Source organism: Amycolatopsis sp. GA6-003, from assembly GCF_046267895.1.
Lineage (GTDB): Bacteria > Actinomycetota > Actinomycetes > Mycobacteriales > Pseudonocardiaceae > Amycolatopsis.
The window spans coordinates 2627691-2645863 of sequence record NZ_CP176499.1 but is presented as its reverse complement, the minus strand read 5'-3'; the positions used below and the strand labels follow the sequence as shown (position 1 = coordinate 2645863).

Below are 18173 nucleotides of genomic sequence, written 5' to 3'. Positions count from 1 at the left end.
ACCTACTTCGCGAAGCGGGAGTGCTTGCGGCCGTAGAAGAAGTAGATCAGCAGGCCGAGCACGAGCCACGCGGCGAACCGGAGCCAGGTCATCACGTCGAGGTTCAGCATCAGGTAGAAGCACGCCACCGCGGCGACGATCGGCAGCACCGGCGAGAACGGCACGGTGAACGGCCGCTTCAGGTCCGGGCGGCGTTTGCGCAGCACCGGCACCGCGACCGCGACGATGATCATCGCCGACAGCGCGCCGATGCTGACCATGTCGGCCAGCGCCGAGATCGGCACGAACGCCGCCAGCACGGCGATCAGCGCGGCCCCGCCGATGGTCATCCGGTGCGGCGTGCCCCAGCGCGGGTGCGCCGTGCCGATGGCCTTGGGCAGCAGGCCGTCGCGGCCCATCGCGAAGCCGATCCGGCCGATCGTGACCAGTTCGACCATCATCACCGACGTCAGCCCGGTGACCGCGCCCAGCGAGATCAGCGCGCCGACCCAGTGCTGGCCGACCCGGTCGAACGCGTCCGCGAGCGGTGCGCCGGAGTCGATGTCGGAGTAGTGCACCATGCCGGTGAGCACGATCGACACGCCGATGTAGAGGACCGCGCACACGGCCAGCGCGCCGAGGATGCCGACGCGGAGGTCCTTGCGCGGGTTGATGGTCTCCTCGCCGAGGTTGGCGAGCGCTTCGAACCCGGTGTAGGCGAAGAACACGACGGCCGCGGCGGTGACCATGCCGGCGATGCCGTACACCGACTGCTCGAGCCCGAGCACGGCCTGGACCACTGGCTGGTGCAACGCGTTGGCGCTGCTCGACGGCGGCTGCGCGGGAGGGACGAACGGGGTGAGGTTCGAGCCCTTCACGAAGAACACGCCGACGGCGAGGATGAGCACGCAGACGGCGACCTTGACGAGCACCAGCAGATTCGTGAGCCACGAGGACTCCTTGATACCGACCACGGCCACCACCGTCAGGACCGCGATGATCAGCACCGCGCCGACGTTGACCGTCGCGTTCTCGCCGAACCACTCCGGCGACAGGCCGAGCAGATTCGCGAGATAGCCGGACCAGCTGCGCGACACCACGGCCGCGCCGAGCGCGAACTCCAGCAGCAGGTCCCAGCCGATGATCCAGGCGAAAACCTCGCCAAGGGTGGCGAAGGCGTAGGTGTACGCGCTGCCCGCGGTCGGCACGCTGGACGCGAGTTCGGCATAACACAGCGCGGCGAGCCCGGCGACCACCGCGCCGATCACGAACGAGAGCGTGACCGACGGCCCGGCGTGCGTCTTCGCCTCCACCCCGGCGAGGGTGAAAATGCCGGTGCCGATGATGATGCCGACGCCGAACCCGATCAGGTCGCGCCCCCTGAGCCGCCGCTTCAGCTCGCCGGATTCCTGCCGCTTGAGGACTTCGTCGACGTCGAGAGTTCTCCGCTCGCCCATGGGGGAACGTTAGAAGGTCGCGCGCGGATGCGCAGATCGGCTAACCGGGTGGGCCGGTGCCGTGGTCTCGGCGGGGATCGTGGCTTGGCCGCGGGAGGCGCGGGTTTTCCTGGTCGGTCGGGGACGGTGGGAAGGTCGTGCGCGGATGCGCAAATCGGCTAACCGGGTGGCTCGATGCCGTGGTCCTGGGCGAGGATCGCGGCCTGCACTCGCGACCGCAGGCCGAGCTTGGCCAGCACCCGGGAAACGTGCGTTTTCACCGTCGCCTCGCCGATGTACAGCCGGGCCCCGATCTCGGCGTTCGACAGGCCCGCGCCCAGGCAGCCCAGTACCTCGCGTTCGCGTTCGGTGAGGTCCGCGAGTCCGGCCGGCGTGGGCGACGGTCCGGCCGGGGTGTTGGCGAAGGCGGTGATCAGCCGTTTCGTGACCTGTGGCGCGAGTACTCCCTCTCCCGCCGCGACCAGACGGACGGCCTCGATCAGGCGCGGGGCCTCCACCGACTTCAGCAGGAATCCGGCGGCTCCGGCGCGCAGTGCGGCGTGCACGTACTCGTCGAGGTCGAAGGTGGTGAGGACCAGGACCTCGGCGAGCCCCTCGGCGATGAGCTGGCGGGTCGCGGTGATCCCGTCGGTGCCGGGCATCCGGACGTCCATCAGGACGACGTCCGGCCGCAGCGCGCGGGCCTGGCGCAGCGCGACCTCGCCGTCGGCGGCTTCGCCGACCACCTCGATGCCTTCGGCGTTGCCGAGGATGAGCGCGAGCCCGGCGCGGATGGCGCCGTGGTCGTCGGCGACGAGGACTCGGATGGTCATGACGGCTCTCCGGCGAGGGGAAGTTCGGCGTGGACAAGCCAGCGCGGCCCGGACGGACCCGCTCGCAGGGTGCCGCCGACGGCGTGCGCGCGCTCGCGCATGCTCAGCAAACCGTGCCCGCCGCTGTCGGACTGGGTCGGCGCGCCGAGCAGGTCGTTGCCGATTTCGACGCTCAGCGTGCCGTCGGCCGCGCGCAGCCGCACGGTCACCCGGCCGCCCGGCGCGTGTTTCACCGCGTTCGTCAACGATTCCTGCGCGATCCGGTACGCGGTGAGGTCGACCGCCGTCGGCAGCGCGAGTTCTTCGTCCACAGTGGAATCCACGGTCACCGTCATGCCCGCCGCCCGCGCCGATTCCACCAGCCGGGTCAGCTCGGCCAGCCGGGCCGGAGCGGTCACCTCGTCCTCCGCGGATTCCGAACGCAGCAGGCCGATCATCGCGCGCATTTCCTCCAGCGCGCGCACGCTGTTCTCGCGCACCGCGACGAGCACGGTCTGCGCGGTCTTCGGATCGTCCGCCATGGACAGTGCCGCCTCCGACTGGATGGCGATCGCGGACAGGTGCCCGGCGACGACGTCGTGCAGGTCGCGGGCCATCCGCGCGCGTTCGGCCGCCACCGCCGCCCGCCGGTCCAGCGCGGCGATCGTAGCGAGCTGCTCGGCGTTGGCGCGTTCGGACGCCGCGATGTCGCTCTGCTGGCGCACGTTCGCCCCCCACCACACCGGGACCAGCAGGAACGACAGCATGCTGAACGCGCCCAGCGCCGCCGCCCGCCAGCCCGCGACGGCCAGGAACACGAACAGCACGGTGAGCGTGACCGTCGCGGTCAGCCCGACCAGCACCCGGGTCGTCCAGCGGGAGCCGTACAGCATCGCGGAGTACAGGAAGTCCGTGTACGCGATGGCGATCGGCAGCGAGAGGCCCAGCACGACGTCGACGCCGACGATCCCGGTGGCGATGAGCAGTCCCCACGGCACTTTCCGGCGCAGAAACGTGGCGAGACAGATCGCGCCGAGTTCGGCGAACCGGATCCAGAGCGGGAAGGGGTCGCCGTTCGGCAGCAGGCGGTGGCTGTCGGTGAAGTACAGCATCGTGCCGCCGGCGAACACCGCGAGCGCGATGAGGCCGTTCTGCTGCCACGGCGGCAGTTCGCGCGGCCGGGGGAGGGCCGAGCGCAGGTCTCGCAGGCGCACCCGACCATGACAGCACACCGCGGCGTCCCGGTCGTCCTACGAAATGATGACCCCCCGATCGTGCCGTCCGCTGACGCGCGCTGACGTCCGCACCCGCCACAGTGGAGCCATGGACGAGATTCTGGCCAGTCCGATGACCATCGCCATCGTGGCGTGCGAGATCGGGTTCTGGGTCTTCATCGCGGCCGGGCTGCTGGCCCGGTACGCGCTGCGCAAGCAGAAGGCCAGCACCGTGCTGCTGGCGCTGGTTCCGGTGGTCGACCTGGCGCTGCTGGTGATCACCGTGATCGACCTGATGAACGGCGCGAAGCCGAACGTGACGCACGGGCTGGCCGCGGTGTACCTGGGCTTCTCGGTGGTGTTCGGGCCCTCGATGGTGGAGTGGGCCGACGTCCGGTTCGCGCACCGGTTCGCCGGAGGACCGCGGCCGGAGAAGCCGACCGGCCGCGCCAAGGCCCGCAAGGAATGGCGCGAATGGGGCAAATGCGTGCTGGCGTCCGCGATCAGCGCCGGACTGCTGCTGCTCGCGATCGTGGTGGTCGGCGATCCGGGCCGCGTCGAGCCGCTGTGGGGCTGGCTGCCGAGGCTGGGCACGGTCGCCGGCCTGTGGTTCGTCTTCGGGCCGCTGTGGCAGGAGATCTTCGGCTCCTCCGCGTCGAAAAAGGAGGCGTCGCGGTGATCGAGCTGTTCGGGATTCTCCTGGTGGTGCAGGGCGCGGGCGGGCTGATCAACCGCCTGGCCGGGGCGGGGCACCCGAGCTGGTTCGTCCAGCTGCACGTGCTGCCGCCGAACCTGCACGTCATCGCCAGCGTCGTACTGCTCGGGGCGGGCGTGGCGGTGCTGTTCGCGAACCGGGCGCGCAAAAGCCGCCGCGGCTAAACTCGGGAGCATGGCGGCCGGTCCGGTACTGCTGTTCGCCGTGGTCAGCGTGGCGCCCTCGGCGTTGTTCTGGGCTGCCCTCCGAGTTCCGGCGCTCTGCCGCTGGCTGCGTCGGCGCCGCGCGGCTCCAGTGCCGTCCGAACCGCCGGTGGAGCAGGTGGCCGCCGATCTGCGCCGGGTACGCCGGACGCTCGCGGAACTTCCCGCCGGAACGCCGGCCGCGCGCCGGTTCGGCACCCGGCAGGCGTACGACGAACTGCTCGTCACCGCCTGCCGCGAGATCGGCGTCGAGCACCGGCTCGACGGATTGCGCGAGGGTGCCGACCGGGATCTCGAACGGCTGCGGATCGAGGATTCGCTGAGCCGTAAAGGATTCGTGCTGTCCTGAGCGGAGTGGCAGGATGCCCGGGTGGACTTCCAGCCGAAAGACCGGCCCGCGGACGCGTTCCAGCAACCTCTCACCGCCGACCAGATCGAGCTGCTGTGCCGCCGCGCGCTCGGCTCCGGCGTGCGGTCCGCGGCCGAAATCGGCTGGGGCGGCTACAACAACACCTACCGGGTGGAGCTGGCTGACGGTCCGGCGATCCTGCGCGTCGCCCCGGAACCGGCGCGGCAGACCCGGATCGAGCACCAGTTCATGCGCAACGAATACCTTGCCGCGCCGTACTTCGCGCCGATTTCGCCGTTGCTGCCGCGCACGCTCGCCGCCGACTTCACCCACCAGGTCATCGGCCGCGATTACGTGCTGCAGGCCGTTCTCCCCGGAGAGCCGGGCCCGGAAATCCTCTCCGGCTTCGAGCCGGAGGACCGGGCGCCGTACTTCCGCCAGCTCGGCGAAATCACCCGCGCGATCCACGACGTGCGCGGGCCCGGGTTCGGCCTCGTCGCCGGACCGCATTTCGCGACCTGGAGCGAAGCGCTGGTCGCGTACTTCGAGGACAACGCCGCGGACGTCGAAGACCTCGGCCTCGACGGGTCCGACCTGCGCGCGGTGGCCGCCTGGGCGAAGCGCGACGCCGCGCTGCTCGACGAGATCACCGAACCGCGCCTGCTGCACGGGGATCTGTGGCACGTGAACGTGATGCTGACCCCGGCGCTGGAGATCGTCGGGGTGTTCGACCACGACCGCAGCTGGTGGGGCGACCCGGCGGCGGACTGGACGATCCGCATGGCGTCGGTGAAAACGGGCTCGAAACGGGATTGGTTCTGGGACACCTACGGGCGGCCGGACGAGTCTCCGTCGGCGCGGCGGCGCGCGTTGTACTACGAAGCCCGCCACGTCGGCGCGGTCCGGCTGGAGCGGTACCGGCTCGGCAAGGAGGGGAAGGTCGAGGAGTCGTATCCGGAGCTGGCCGAGATCCTGGCGGCGCTGGAGTCAGAGTGACGGATCCGAGCCGCGCAGCGCGGCCCACCAGAAGCCGAACGTCGCGATCAGCACGCTGACCGTCAGCCAGCCCGCGAACCCGCTGCCGTCGACCAGCGCCCAAAACGCCCCCACCACCGGCGCGACCGCCAGCACCGGCAGATCGACCCGGAACTGCCGCGCGAGCCCTACCGGCGTGGCCGCGGCGAGCGCGCGTTCCTCGTCCGGTTCGGAAGGGTTGTCCAGGCGACGGCCGCGAGGCTCGCCAGTGCGCACCGAGCCCGCCGGATACAGCACCTCGTCCTCGATCCGCAGGGCGACGTGACGGTCCGTGCGCAGGTCGCCCAGCACCTCGACCCGCGAGGGCGACGGCAGGCCGATCAGCGTCGGCGAGAAGTACACCGGGATCCACCGCGGCGTCGCGGTGTCGGTCTCCAGCCAGGACCGGGTCAGCAGGCCGCGCTGCACCTTGATCCGGCGCACCGGCACCGAAGCACCCGCCTTGCGCCGCGAGGGCTGCACAAAACGCGTGAAAAGCAGGAATCCGTCCACCGCGAGCATCGCGACGACCGCGACCACCGTGACCGTCGCGTACGTCGAGGCGCGGTCAGCGGTCACCAGGGCCGAAGCACCGGCCGTGACTGCCCGCGAAGGCGCTGACGGGTCGTACCGCACCGGAACCTTCGCGCCCAGCCGCGGGGGAGTGGTGTCCAGCTCGACCGCCGCGCTCGCTTCCGGCTGGTTCGGCACCGGGAACCGCACCGTGACGGTGGCGTCGTCGACTCGCGACACGATGCCGGTCGCGGTTGCGGTGAGTCCCTGCAGCCTTGGCCGGGTGCTGTTGAACTCCAGCAGCTGCACCACGAACACCACGGCGCACGCGACGAACACGACCGCACTCGTCACCAGGATGTGCCGCACCGGCCGCGACCGCAGGAAATTCCGCACAAGGCTCACCTTAACCGTCCAAAAAAAGGAAGGAGCGGCGCGGGAGTCCGCGCCGCTCCTTCGATTCCCGCTAGGGGAGGATTACTTCACGAACCCGATCTTCGGGTAGTCGTACGGGTTGTTCGCGTAGCCCGGCGAACCGAAGTTGCCGACCGTCTTGCGCACGGCGAACGCGCCGACCGACTGGAAGATCGGAAGCTGGTGGCCCAGCGCCCAGATCTCCTTGTCCGCGGCGTTGATGTCCGCGGCCCGCTTCGTGTCGTCCAGTTCCTGCGCGGCGGCGTCGAGCAGCTGGTTTTCCTTGTCGCTGCCGATCCGGCCGTAGTTCTGGTTGACGTTCTTCGGGTCGAGGTAGTAGATGCCCTTGCTGCCGCCGATCGGGAACGAGTTCGAGATCCAGCGGAACAGCGTGAGGTCGAAGTTGCCGACGTTCACGTAGTTCTTGAAGAACTCGGTCGACGGGACGGCCACGATGTCGATGCCGACGCCGATCGCCTTCAGCTGCGACTGCAGGATCTGCGCGGTCTGCTGGCTGATCGGGGTGCCGGTCGGGATCACCAGGCGCAGCTTGAGCTGCTTGCCGTCCTTGGCGCGCAGGTCGCCGGACTGCTTCCAGCCCAGCTTGTCCAGCTCCGCCTTGGCCGCGTTCTGGTCGAACTTGTACGGGCCGCTGTTGTCCTCGTAGGTCTTGGAGCCCTTGAGGAACAGGTGGTTGCCGATCGGCGTGGTGTCCTTCTGCATCTGGCCGAGGATCGACTTCGCGATGGTCACCGTGTCGACGCCGCGCATGACCGCCAGCCGCAGGTCCTTGTCCGCGAGGATCGAGGACGGGGCGCCGTTGAGCGTCATGTGCGTGTAGTCGGGGTAGGCCGACTGGCGCACGACCGCGTTCGGGTCCGCCTGGGCCCGCTTGAACGCGTTGATGTCGTTGTTCAGCGGGTAGAAGTCGATCTGCCCGTTGGCGAACGCGTCCGCCAGCGCCGGCCGGTCCACGACCTTGTAGGTCACGGTGTCCAGCTTCGGCTTGTCGCCCCACCAGCTCGGGTCGCGCTCGAACACCGCGGTCTTGGCGGTGTAGTCCACGCTCTTGATCTTGAACGGACCCGCGGTGATCTGCGCCTTCTGCGCCCAGCCCTTGTTGAAGGTGTTGGCGTCGGCCATCGCCTCCTTCGGGTACAGCGGCGAGAACAGCGACTTCCACTCCGCGAACTTCTTCGCGAAGGTGACCTTGACGTCGAGGTCGTCAGCGCCCTTCTCGACCTTGGCGATGTCCTCGTAGCCGGTGGTGCTGGAGACCTGGTAGGCGGTGTCCTTGCCGGTCAGCGCCTTCGCCATGGCGGCGAAGTCCTCCCAGGAGAACTGGCGCCCGTTGCTCCACTTGGCCTTCGGGTTGATCTTGTACTCGATGACCTGCGGGTCCTGGCTGACGATCTCGGCCGAGGTCAGGTAGTTCTTGTCGATGCCGACCGTCGCGTCCGCGTTCTGCGGGAACGGGTAGGGCAGGATCGCGCCGAACATGCTCGCGCCGTCCAGGACGGTGCCGTCGACCTGGTAGTAGTTCCAGTTGTCCGGCAGCTGGTCGACCGGCCACTTGAAGTCGCCGCCGTCCTTCAGCTTGTCCAGCGGCTGCTCGTTGATGTCCGCGGTCTTGACGGCGGACGAGCCGGTGTCCTGCAGGTTCTTGTCGCCGCCGCCGCTGCCGCCGCCGCAGGCGGCGAGCAGGAGCCCCAGAGCGGCAACGGGGGCCACGATCGCGGCCATTCTCCGTCGCATGTGTTTACCTTCCTTCTTCTGGTGTGCCAACGGATCGTGGCTACACGACTTCGCGGGTTTTGGCGTAGTGGCACGCCACGTCGTGGTCCTGCGCGCGGGATTCGCGCGGAGGTTCGACGTCGACGCACTTGCGCTTGTCCTCTTCGGACAGTTGCGAGAAAACGAAACAGCGGGTCCGGAACCGGCAGCCCGACGGCGGGTTCGCCGGGCTGGGCAGGTCCCCGGTGAGGATGATCCGGCCGCGCTCGCGTTCCTTGGCCGGGTCCGGGATCGGGATCGCGGACAGCAGCGCCTGCGTGTACGGATGCTGCGGCGCCTCGAAAACCGTGCGGACGTCGCCGATCTCCACGATCTTGCCGAGGTACATCACCGCCACCCGGTCGGCGATGTGCCGGACCACCGACAGGTCGTGCGCCACGAACAGGTACGACAGGCCCAGCTTGGCCTTCAGCTCGTCCAGCAGGTTGATCACGCCGGCCTGGATCGACACGTCGAGCGCGGACACCGGTTCGTCGAGCACGATCAGCTTCGGCTCCAGCGCGAGCGCCCGCGCGATGCCGATGCGCTGGCGCTGCCCGCCGGAGAACTCCGCCGGGTAGCGGTCGGCGTGCTCGGCGCGCAAGCCGACCAGTCCGAGCAGTTCCGGCACGCGCTGGTCGATGCGCTCCTTCGAGAACCCGTGCGTCACCATCGGCTCGGCGATGATGTCGCCGATCGGCAGCCGGGGGTCGAGCGCGGCCATCGGGTCCTGGAAGACCACCTGCAGGTCGCGGCGGATCGCCTTGCGGTCCTTGCCCGCGAGCTTCGCGACGTCCTTGCCGAGCACCGCGACCGAACCGTGCGACGGGGCCGCCAGTTCGAGGATCTCCATCAGCGTGGTCGACTTGCCGCAGCCGGATTCGCCGACCAGGCCGAGGGTTTCGCCCTCGACGATGTCGAAGGTGATCCCGTCCACCGCGCGCACGGTGCCGACCTTGCGCTTGAAGACGGTGCCCTTGCTGACCGCGTAGTGCTTCTGCAGGTCCCGCACGTCCAGCACGGTCGAGCGCTGGGTGCGCGGCAGGGACGCGACCGCGGCCTCCTCGATCACCTCGGCGCCGTAGACCTCGGCGGCGTCCGCTTCGGGACGGCCGAGTTCCTCGGTGCGGATGCAGGCGGCCCGGTGCGTAGTGTCGACCGGCGCGTTCGGATTGCCCGGCGTGATCGTGAACAGCTCCGGCTCGGCGGTGCGGCACGCGTCGATCGCCAGCGGGCAGCGCGGCGCGAACGGGCAGCCCTGCGGCAGGTTCACCAGCGACGGCGGCTGACCCTCGATCGGCACCAGCGGCTGCTTCTCCCGCGCGTCGACGCGGGGGATCGAACCGAGCAGGCCCAGCGTGTACGGCATCCGCGGCTGGGCGTAGATCGTGTCGACCGGACCCTGCTCGACCGCGCGCCCGGCGTACATCACCATCAGCCGGTCGGCGAACCCGGCGACCACGCCGAGATCGTGCGTGATGATCACGATGCCGGCGCCGGTGACCTCCTGCGCGGTCTTCAGCACCTCCAGCACCTGCGCCTGCACCGTCACGTCGAGCGCGGTGGTCGGCTCGTCGGCGATGATCAGGTCCGGGTCGTTGGCGATCGCGATCGCGATCACCGCGCGCTGGCGCATGCCGCCGGAGAACTCGTGCGGGAACGCCTTCGCCCGCGCCGCCGCGTTCGGGATGCCGACCAGGTCGAGCAGTTCGACCGCGCGGTTGTTCGCCTGCTGCTTGGTGATCGTGCCCTTGCCGTGCACCAGCAGCGCTTCGGCGATCTGCGCCCCGACGGTGTACACCGGGGTCAGCGCCGACAGCGGGTCCTGGAAGACCATCGAGATCTTCTTGCCGCGGATCTTCGACAGCTCGGTGTCGGACTTGCCGATCAGTTCGCGGTCCTGGAACCGGATCGAGCCCGAAACCCGCGCCTGCGGCGGCAGCAGCCCCATCACCGCGAGCGACGAAACCGACTTGCCGGAACCGGACTCGCCGACGATGCCGAGCACCTCGCCCGCGGCGACCTGGTAGCTCAGCCCGCGCACCGCGTGCACGCGGCCGGACTCGGACGGGAAGGACACTTCGAGGTTCGAGACCTCGAGCACGGTTCCGGTGGGCTTCTCAGTGTCCACGGTCAGCTCGAGTGCGCTGCTCATTCCGCCTCCGCGGTGAAAAGTACGTCGGCGGTGCTCATGCTTCTGCTCCCACGGTCTGCGTCGAGGCGGTCGACTTGGTCTTTTCTTCGATCCGCTTGCGTTCCTTGCGCCGCGAACGGCTGGACGACGGGTCGAGCGCGTCGCGCAGGCCGTCGCCGACGAAGTTCACCGCGAGCACGGTGAACACCAGGAAGCCGGCCGGGATGTAGAACAGCCACGGGAACGTCCGGACCGCGTCGGAGCCCGCCGAGATCAGGGTGCCCAGCGAAACGTCCGGAGCCTGCACGCCGAAGCCGAAGAACGACAGCGACGTCTCCATGATGATCGCGACGCCGACGTTGATCGTCGCGTCGATGATCAGCAGCGACGCCATGTTCGGCACGATGTGCTTGAAGATGATCCGCCACGGGGACTGGCCCATGAACTTCGCGGCCTTCACGAACTCGCGTTCGCGCAGCGTCAGCGTCATGCCGCGGACGATGCGGGCGGTGATCATCCACTGGAACAGCGCGATCAGGCCGACCAGGATCAGCCAGGTCTTGCCGCGGAAGGCCGGCGACAGGATCGAGATGATCAGGAACGGCGGCAGGATCAGCAGCAGGTCGACGACCCACATCGACACCCGGTCGGTCCAGCCGCCGAAGTACCCGGCCGCGGAGCCGACGATCGAGGCCACGCCGGTGGAGAACAGCGCGGCCAGCAGGCCGATGGTGAGCGACTTCTGCAGCCCGCGCATGGTCTGCGCGAACATGTCGCCGCCGATCTGGTTGGTGCCGAACCAGTGCGTGCCGTCCGGCGGCATCAGCGTCGCGGCCGGGTCGAGTTCGTCGTAGCCCCACGGCGAATACCAGCTGTAGGTGAACGCCAGCACGTAGAACAGCAGGATGACGACGAGCCCGACGAGCGCCAGTTTGTTGCGGAAGAACCGGCGGGCGACGAGCTTGCCGCGGCTGGAGGACTTCCCGCCCTGCTGCTCGGTGGCCGTTTCGGTGGCGGCGACGGCCGAATCGGCGAGGTCGGCCTCGTTCAATGGGGCGGCCATCAGATCCTCACCCTCGGGTCGAGCGCGGCGTAGAGCACGTCCGCGAGCCAGCCGGCGAGCAGCACGCAGATCGCGATGAACAGGGTCACGGTGGTGACGATGTTGGTGTCCTGCTTCTGGATGCCGGTCACCAGCCAGTCGCCCATGCCGTACCAGCCGAAGATCTTCTCGGTGAAGACGCCGCCGGTGATGAGCAGGCCGAAGCCGAACGCGAACAGCGTCGCCATCGGGATCAGCGCGGTGCGCAGGCCGTGCTTGAACAGCGCGCGCCTGCGGGTGAGGCCCTTGGCCTGCGCGGTGCGCAGGAAGTCCGAGCCGAGCACGTCGAGCATCGCCGAACGCTGGTAGCGGCTGTAGTAGGCGACCTGGGTCAGCACGATCGCCAGGGTCGGCACGATGATGTGCTGCAGCCGGTCGAGCAGGACGTCGCCGAAACCGCCGTCGACCGCGCCGCCCTCGCCCTGCACGATGAAGAACTGGTAGCCGTCGAGCAGGTTGTCGTTGACCGACTGCGCGCCCGCCTTGAGGATCGTGGCGATCACGAACACCGGCGTCGACAGCACCACGAAGGAGAACGTGGTGGCGATGTAGTCGCTGACCTTGTACTGCCGGATCGCGCTGACCACGCCGACGAGCACGCCGATGATGATGCCGATGGTGATCCCGAGCAGGAACAGCCGCAGGCTCACGCCCGCGCGGCGGAACAGCTCGTCGGTGATCGCCTGGTCGGCGACGGTGCGGCCGAAGTCGCCCTGGAAGACGCCGCCCAGCCAGGTGAAGAACCGGTGCGGGATCGCCTGGTCCAGGTGCAGCTCGGCGGCCTTCGCGTCGATGGTCGCCTGCGGGGCGGGCGGGTTGCGCAGCTTGAGCGCGTCCAGCGGGCTGAAGGACAGCGACGCCAGGGAGAACGCCGCGAAGGTCGCGACGAGGCAGAGGGCGATGTAGTTGACGAGTCTGCGGAGGAGGAACCCGATCACAGTTGCCTCGCTTCACCGGGGCCGGAGGATCCGCTCCGCGCCGCCGGGCATCCCTGGCTCGCTCGCGATTGAGTTTTCGTCGAAAACACTGGGCGGTGCTGCCTTCCAATACTGACGCTCGTTGTGGGCGCAGCCTAATGGCGATCAGCCGTTGCGATCTTCGTTTTCAGGCAACCAAACAATCACGATTTCCGGCGCGAGGGGGAGAACAACCGACTTTAGCCTCTTGCCGGGGGCCCGCTGTCGCTTTGGGTGCGCGACCGTGCACCGGGGATGAGTATTCCGGAACGGTTCCGGGGTTCCGGGTGAACGGTTGTGAACGGGAAACGGACACGCGTGCAACGACCAAGGCTCGGAAGGTCCGCGGAGACGCACGTTCGGGCGCCCGTTCGCCCGCCGGGATTCACCCCGTGGATTCCCCTTGCGCCGCAGCGTAATTCGCATCGAGGCGCGCGTCGCCGGGTTTTCGGGACTTGCCCGGCGTCCACTGTGGCCGGCCGAAGGAAGGATTTCGCGGAAATGCCGGACCGGTTCTCGCGCGGGCGTTGTCGCTAAACGCGGAAACCCCGCCGCCGCGTAGTGCGGGGCGGGGTTTCTCGCAAGAGGAGAAGCGGCTCAGTCGAGGTAGTCTCGCAGGACCTGCGAACGCGACGGGTGGCGCAGCTTCGACATCGTCTTCGACTCGATCTGCCGGATCCGCTCGCGCGTGACCCCGTAGACCTGGCCGATCTCGTCGAGAGTGCGCGGCTGGCCGTCGGTGAGGCCGAAGCGCAGCCGGACCACCCCCGCCTCGCGCTCGGACAGCGTCTGCAGCACCGACTGGAGCTGGTCCTGCAGCAGCGTGAACGACACCGCGTCGACCGCGACGACCGCCTCGGAGTCCTCGATGAAGTCGCCGAGCTGCGAATCGCCCTCGTCGCCGATGGTCTGGTCCAGCGAGATCGGCTCGCGCGCGTACTGCTGGATCTCCAGGACCTTCTCCGGCGAGATGTCCATTTCCTTGGCGAGTTCTTCCGGGGTCGGCTCGCGGCCGAGGTCCTGGAGCAGCTCGCGCTGGATGCGGCCCAGCTTGTTGATGACCTCGACCATGTGCACCGGGATGCGGATGGTGCGCGCCTGGTCGGCCATCGCGCGGGTGATCGCCTGGCGGATCCACCACGTGGCGTACGTGGAGAACTTGTAGCCCTTGGTGTAGTCGAACTTCTCCACCGCGCGGATCAGGCCGAGGTTGCCCTCCTGGATCAGGTCCAGGAACGCCATGCCGCGGCCGGTGTAGCGCTTGGCCAGCGACACCACGAGCCGGAGGTTCGCCTCCAGCAGGTGGTTCTTGGCCCGCTCGCCGTCGCGCACGATCCACTTGAGGTCGCGGCGCATCTGGGTGACGAGCTTCTCGCCCTCCTCCTCGGCGGTGCGCACGCGCTCGGCGGCGTAGAGCCCCGCCTCGATCCGCTTGGCGAGCTCCACCTCCTCCTCGGCGTTCAGCAGCGCGACCTTGCCGATCTGCTTGAGGTAGGCGCGGACCGAGTCGGCCGACGCGGTGAGCTCGGCGTCCTTGCGCGCCTGGCGCAGCGCCTCGGACTCCTCCTCGTCCCACACGAAGTCCGGGTTGTCCGAGGACTTGCCGCCCTTGTCGGCCGCGGCCGCGCGGCGGCGCGCCGCGGTCGAGGAAGCCGCTCCCGCGGTCCCGTCGGCCACTTCGGCCTCGTCCTCGGTGTCGTCGTCCTCGTCGTCGTCGGGCTCGTCGTTGACCGTCTCGTCGACGACGTCGACCTCGACCTCTTCGAGATCGGACAGGTCCGGGCTGTCGAGTTCGGCCTCGTCGAGGTCGACCGGGCCGTCGGGATCGCCGTCGTCGGTCTTCGGACCCTTCGCGGCGGCCTTCTTCGCCGGAGCCTTCTTGGCCGGAGTCTTCTTCGCGCCCGCCGGCTTCGCGGCGGTCTTGCGCGCCGGGGACTTCGCCGCTCCGGTGGCTGCCTCGTCGGCCGGCTCGCCGGCTTCGGTCGCTGTCTTCGTCCCGCCTCGGGTTGCGGTTCTTGCGGCTGCCACTTACGCCCTTTCGCAGCGGTCGATCATGACGAGCCGAGATGTCGCCACCTCAGCTGCCTCACATTCGGGGAACACGCCTCGGCCTGCGGTTTTGCCTCCGCAGCTCCTGCGCCGTGTTCCATTGTAACGACGCCGGCCCACTGCGTCGCGAAGCGATCACCCTCCGGCCCCCTTCCCGGCGCCTCGCGGTGACCGGTCCGAGACCCGGCGCGGACCTCCTCGTCAGTGCCCGGCGCCCTCCGCGGCGGCCGCGGCGGCCCCGACGATGCCCGCGTTGTTCTGCAGCGACGCGACGACCACCGGGGTGCGGATGTCGAGCAGCGGCACCCACTTCTCGGCCTTCTTGCTGACGCCGCCGCCGACGATGAACAGGTCCGGCCAGATCAGGTTCTCCAGCACCGTGAGGTACCGGTGCACCCGCTTGGCCCACTGCGGGTACGACAGGCCCTCGTTGTCCTTCACCGAAGCGGCGGCGCGTTTTTCCGCGTCGTGGCCGTCGACCTCCAGATGGCCGAATTCGGTGTTGGGCACGAGCTTGCCGTCGTGGAACAGCGCGCTGCCGATTCCGGTGCCGAAGGTGAGCAGCGCGGTCACGCCGGTGCGCGCGGCCGGGTCGCCGAAGCGGATCTCGGCGAGGCCGGCGGCGTCGGCGTCGTTGAGCATCGTGACTTCCTCGACGCTCTTGCCGAGCCGCTTCGCGAACAGCGCCTCGGCGTCCGTGCCGATCCACTTGTGGTCGATGTTGGCCGCGGTGTGCGCGGTGCCCTTCTTGACCACCGCGGGAAGCGTCACGCCGACCGGGCCGTCCCATTCCGCCGCGCGGACGATCTCGGCGACGACGTCCGCCACCGCGTCCGGCGTCGACGGCTGCGGAGTTTCGATCCGGTGCCGGTCCCCGATGAGCTGTCCCTGTTCCAAATCGACCAGCGCGCCCTTGATCCCGCTGCCGCCGATGTCGATTCCGAAGCCTCGGGTCGCCGTCACTGACGTGGTCCCTTCTCGCACGATTCAGAAGTCTGCTGCGGAGACTTTAACCGGATGTGGTGACATGGCGGGCGTGGGAGTTGACGAGGCGATGCTGAACGACCTGAAGACCACCGCCGAACAGGTCGCGGTCGAGGCCGCGCACCTGGTCCGGACGGCGTGGGCGCGGATGCGGTCCGGCGGCGAGGTCGCGGTGGACACCAAGTCGGCGGAGACCGACGTGGTGACGGCGGTGGACCGGGAGTCGGAGGAACTGGTCCGCGCCCGGCTGGAGCGGATCCGGCCCGGGGAACCGGTGCTCGGCGAGGAAGGCGGGGGAGCGGGCGGCGGCGCTTCCGGAGGGGTCGTCTGGGTGGTCGACCCGATCGACGGGACGGTCAATTTCCTTTACGGCTTGCCGGCCTTCGCGGTGTCGGTCGCGGCGCAGATCGACGGGGTGTCGGTCGCCGGGGCGGTCGTGGAACCGGTGAGCGGACGGCGCTGGACGGCGGTCCGCGGCGGCGGCGCGTGGCTCGACGGCGCCCGGCTGTCGGTGTCGTCGGCGGACCGGCTGGACCTGGCGCTCGTCGGGATGGGGTTCTCCTACGCGCGGGACCGCCGCGTCCGGCAGGGCAAGCTGACCGCGGACTTGGTCGGCCGGGTGCGCGACATCCGCCGCCGGGGCGCGGCTTCGCTCGACCTGTGCGCGGTCGCCGCAGGATGGATGGACGGGTATTTCGAGCACGGTCTGCACCGCTGGGACTGGGCTGCCGGGGCGCTGGTGGCGCAGGAGGCAGGCGCGACCGTGCTGCTGCCGGGCGAAGCGCCGGAGCTGGGGGAAGACGCGACGTTCACGGCGGCGCCGGGAATCGCGGCGGAATTGCGCGCGGCGCTGGTCGAGGGCGGCGCGGCGGAAGTGTGACCGGCTCGTGAGTGCTGATCCCGGTTAGAACCGGGATCAGCACTCACGAGGGAGTCAGCAGGTGACGGCGCGCGCCGAGGCCAGCAGCGTCTGGTCGAGCACCGGCGCGTTGGGGCCGGCGGACTGCTCGCTGCTGCCGCCGCCCTGGTGCGCCTGCGACCAGGCGGTGAGCTGCTTGAGGATCTTGACCGCCTCGGGCCGCGGCTGGATGTCGGTGAAGAGCTTGCCGGTGGCGAGGTCGACGCTGGCGTCCTTGCGGGTGTCGCGGACCAGTTCGGCGCACGGGACCACCAGGCTGACCGTGCGGGCCGCGGCGGCCCCGTTGTCGCCGTACCGGATCTGGCCGCGGCAGCGCGCGTCGCCCTTCGGGTACGCCGGGTCGTTGCCGGGATCGCCGATCGCGGTGAAGCCGAGGTCGCGCAGCGCGTTGGTGGCGATGCTGCCCTGCCCGCGCGTGCTGCTCGCGTTGAGCACCTTCAGCGCGATCTTGTCCGGCGGCATCGGGGAGCGGTCGTCCAGGCCGTTGTGCGGGACCGAGGTGTAAGTGATCCCCGGCGGGGCCTTGGGTTCCGGGCTGCAGCGGACCGCCTCGTCGACGTCCCCGCGGCCGACCACGGCGTTGACCCAGACGAACACCGCGCCGAGCGCGAGCACGCCGATCACGATCAACGCGGGCAGCGGACGGTGCTTGCGATAAGGCCGCGCACCACGGTTCCCCGCCCCGTTCCCCGACGCCACCTGCCCCGTCCCTTCCCCTCGCAGAACCGGCCGCGGTCGCCCCGCCGCGCCTCGCGGTAACCGCCAGCGTACGCACCGGCGTGGTAGCCGGTGAGCCTAGGCGCTGTTCGCGACGCGCGGTGTCGCGGGTCACCTTCACCCGTTCCGCGTAATGCCCCTCCGGGGCCGATCGCACCACGGACGGCTCCGCCCGGGCAAGCGGACCCGGCCGCCAGGTGATGTTCGCGACGGCCGGGCAACCCGAACGGAGGACAGGCGTCTCACCTGCGCGTTCCCCCTCCCGGGTGACGCTGGTCCGGCAATGTCCGACTCGGTGCGAGGCGCGCCCGGCGGTGAGCTACCCTTCCCGGGCTCCGGCCGCAGAACGAGGTCAACCAGGTTGAGACCTGGGTCACTCGCGGGCCGGGCACAAACAGGGGCGCTGGAACGTTGACCAGCGGCACGACCGGTATCGGGCGCCTCCGGAACCGGTGCAGGACGACACGCTGAATCGCAGGGGTGAGGGACACCATGGCTACCGACTACGACGCTCCGCGCCGCAGCGAAGCCGACGAGCTGGCCGAAGACTCGTTGGAGGAGCTGAAGGCCCGGCGGAACGAGAACCAGTCCGGCGTCGTCGACGTCGACGAGGACGCGACCGCGGAGAACTTCGAACTTCCCGGCGCGGACCTTTCCGGGCTCTCCGGGGAAGACATGACCGTGAAGGTCGTGCCGAAGCAGGCGGACGAGTTCACCTGCTCGGTGTGCTTCCTGGTGCACCACCGGAGCAGGCTCGCCGAGGACAACGGCGGGCGGCTGATCTGCCGCGATTGCGCCTGACCTGGGGATTTTCCAGGGGAGATTCACGGGGTCAGCGGTTCGCGGTCTGGGGATGACCGGGTAAGCACGGGGGTCGGCCGGTTGGCCGG

General features: G+C 69.5%; 17 protein-coding genes. 6 read left to right on the top strand and 11 right to left on the bottom strand.

Going from position 1 to position 18173, the window contains the following annotated elements; genetic code table 11:
- Positions 1 to 2: 2 nt before the first annotated feature.
- The 3 genes from F9C12_RS11390 to F9C12_RS11380 all read right to left on the bottom strand — a co-directional run bounded on the left by F9C12_RS11390 (position 3) and on the right by F9C12_RS11380 (position 3426).
- Positions 3 to 1436, bottom strand: coding sequence for an APC family permease (locus tag F9C12_RS11390; protein ID WP_409181946.1), 1434 nt, complete (start codon positions 1434 to 1436; stop codon positions 3 to 5).
- 158 nt (positions 1437 to 1594) lie between these two features.
- On the bottom strand, positions 1595 to 2248 hold the full coding sequence (locus tag F9C12_RS11385) for a response regulator (RefSeq protein WP_409465837.1): 654 nt from the start codon (positions 2246 to 2248) through the stop codon (positions 1595 to 1597).
- Positions 2245 to 3426: a sensor histidine kinase gene (locus tag F9C12_RS11380; protein ID WP_409187052.1), complete on the bottom strand. Its 1182-nt coding sequence runs from the start codon at positions 3424 to 3426 to the stop codon at positions 2245 to 2247. Before F9C12_RS11380 ends, F9C12_RS11385 begins: the two co-directional genes overlap by 4 nt.
- Before the next feature lie 124 nt (positions 3427 to 3550).
- Between F9C12_RS11380 and F9C12_RS11375 the strand changes: the two genes are divergently transcribed.
- Genes F9C12_RS11375 through F9C12_RS11360 form a run of 4 tightly spaced genes read left to right on the top strand, consistent with a single transcriptional unit; the run spans position 3551 to position 5704 of the window.
- Entirely contained in the window at positions 3551 to 4120 is a 570-nt protein-coding gene (locus tag F9C12_RS11375) for a hypothetical protein (protein ID WP_409465836.1), read from the top strand.
- The gene (locus tag F9C12_RS11370; RefSeq protein WP_409181943.1) at positions 4117 to 4320 is read left to right on the top strand and encodes a hypothetical protein; all 204 of its coding nucleotides are present in this window, start codon (positions 4117 to 4119) and stop codon (positions 4318 to 4320) included. The genes F9C12_RS11375 and F9C12_RS11370 overlap by 4 nt, the downstream gene beginning before the upstream one ends.
- A 10-nt stretch (positions 4321 to 4330) precedes the next feature.
- Positions 4331 to 4708, top strand: coding sequence for a hypothetical protein (locus F9C12_RS11365; RefSeq protein ID WP_409181942.1), 378 nt, complete (start codon positions 4331 to 4333; stop codon positions 4706 to 4708).
- A gap of 21 nt (positions 4709 to 4729) precedes the next feature.
- Complete coding sequence (locus F9C12_RS11360; RefSeq protein ID WP_409465835.1) at positions 4730 to 5704, top strand: phosphotransferase family protein; 975 nt, start codon at positions 4730 to 4732, stop codon at positions 5702 to 5704.
- Here the strand turns inward: F9C12_RS11360 and F9C12_RS11355 are convergent.
- The 7 genes from F9C12_RS11355 to ppgK all read right to left on the bottom strand — a co-directional run bounded on the left by F9C12_RS11355 (position 5696) and on the right by ppgK (position 15626).
- Positions 5696 to 6631: a DUF3592 domain-containing protein gene (locus F9C12_RS11355; protein WP_409465834.1), complete on the bottom strand. Its 936-nt coding sequence runs from the start codon at positions 6629 to 6631 to the stop codon at positions 5696 to 5698. The genes F9C12_RS11360 and F9C12_RS11355 overlap by 9 nt on opposite strands.
- An 81-nt stretch (positions 6632 to 6712) precedes the next feature.
- The gene (locus F9C12_RS11350; RefSeq protein WP_409465833.1) at positions 6713 to 8404 is read right to left on the bottom strand and encodes an ABC transporter family substrate-binding protein; all 1692 of its coding nucleotides are present in this window, start codon (positions 8402 to 8404) and stop codon (positions 6713 to 6715) included.
- 40 nt (positions 8405 to 8444) lie between these two features.
- Entirely contained in the window at positions 8445 to 10577 is a 2133-nt protein-coding gene (locus tag F9C12_RS11345) for a dipeptide ABC transporter ATP-binding protein (protein WP_409181938.1), read from the bottom strand.
- A gap of 34 nt (positions 10578 to 10611) precedes the next feature.
- Entirely contained in the window at positions 10612 to 11619 is a 1008-nt protein-coding gene (locus tag F9C12_RS11340; RefSeq protein WP_409465832.1) for an ABC transporter permease, read from the bottom strand.
- Positions 11619 to 12596: an ABC transporter permease gene (locus F9C12_RS11335; RefSeq protein WP_409181936.1), complete on the bottom strand. Its 978-nt coding sequence runs from the start codon at positions 12594 to 12596 to the stop codon at positions 11619 to 11621. The genes F9C12_RS11340 and F9C12_RS11335 overlap by 1 nt, the downstream gene beginning before the upstream one ends.
- Positions 12597 to 13211: 615 nt before the next feature.
- Positions 13212 to 14642: an RNA polymerase sigma factor gene (locus tag F9C12_RS11330; RefSeq protein WP_409465831.1), complete on the bottom strand. Its 1431-nt coding sequence runs from the start codon at positions 14640 to 14642 to the stop codon at positions 13212 to 13214.
- Positions 14643 to 14864: 222 nt separating this feature from the next.
- Positions 14865 to 15626, bottom strand: a complete 762-nt coding sequence (ppgK, locus tag F9C12_RS11325; protein ID WP_409181934.1) for a polyphosphate--glucose phosphotransferase — start codon at positions 15624 to 15626, stop codon at positions 14865 to 14867.
- A gap of 64 nt (positions 15627 to 15690) precedes the next feature.
- On the opposite strand from ppgK, the gene F9C12_RS11320 reads away from it, so the two are divergent.
- Entirely contained in the window at positions 15691 to 16527 is an 837-nt protein-coding gene (locus F9C12_RS11320; protein WP_409465830.1) for an inositol monophosphatase family protein, read from the top strand.
- 54 nt (positions 16528 to 16581) lie between these two features.
- Here F9C12_RS11320 and cei read toward each other — a convergent pair whose 3' ends face one another.
- Positions 16582 to 17265 (bottom strand): envelope integrity protein Cei, encoded by a 684-nt coding sequence (gene cei / locus F9C12_RS11315; RefSeq protein WP_409181932.1) that lies wholly within the window; start codon positions 17263 to 17265, stop codon positions 16582 to 16584.
- 510 nt (positions 17266 to 17775) lie between these two features.
- Here cei and F9C12_RS11310 point away from each other — a divergent pair.
- Positions 17776 to 18084, top strand: coding sequence for a DUF4193 domain-containing protein (locus tag F9C12_RS11310; protein WP_013224476.1), 309 nt, complete (start codon positions 17776 to 17778; stop codon positions 18082 to 18084).
- Positions 18085 to 18173: the final 89 nt, after the last annotated feature.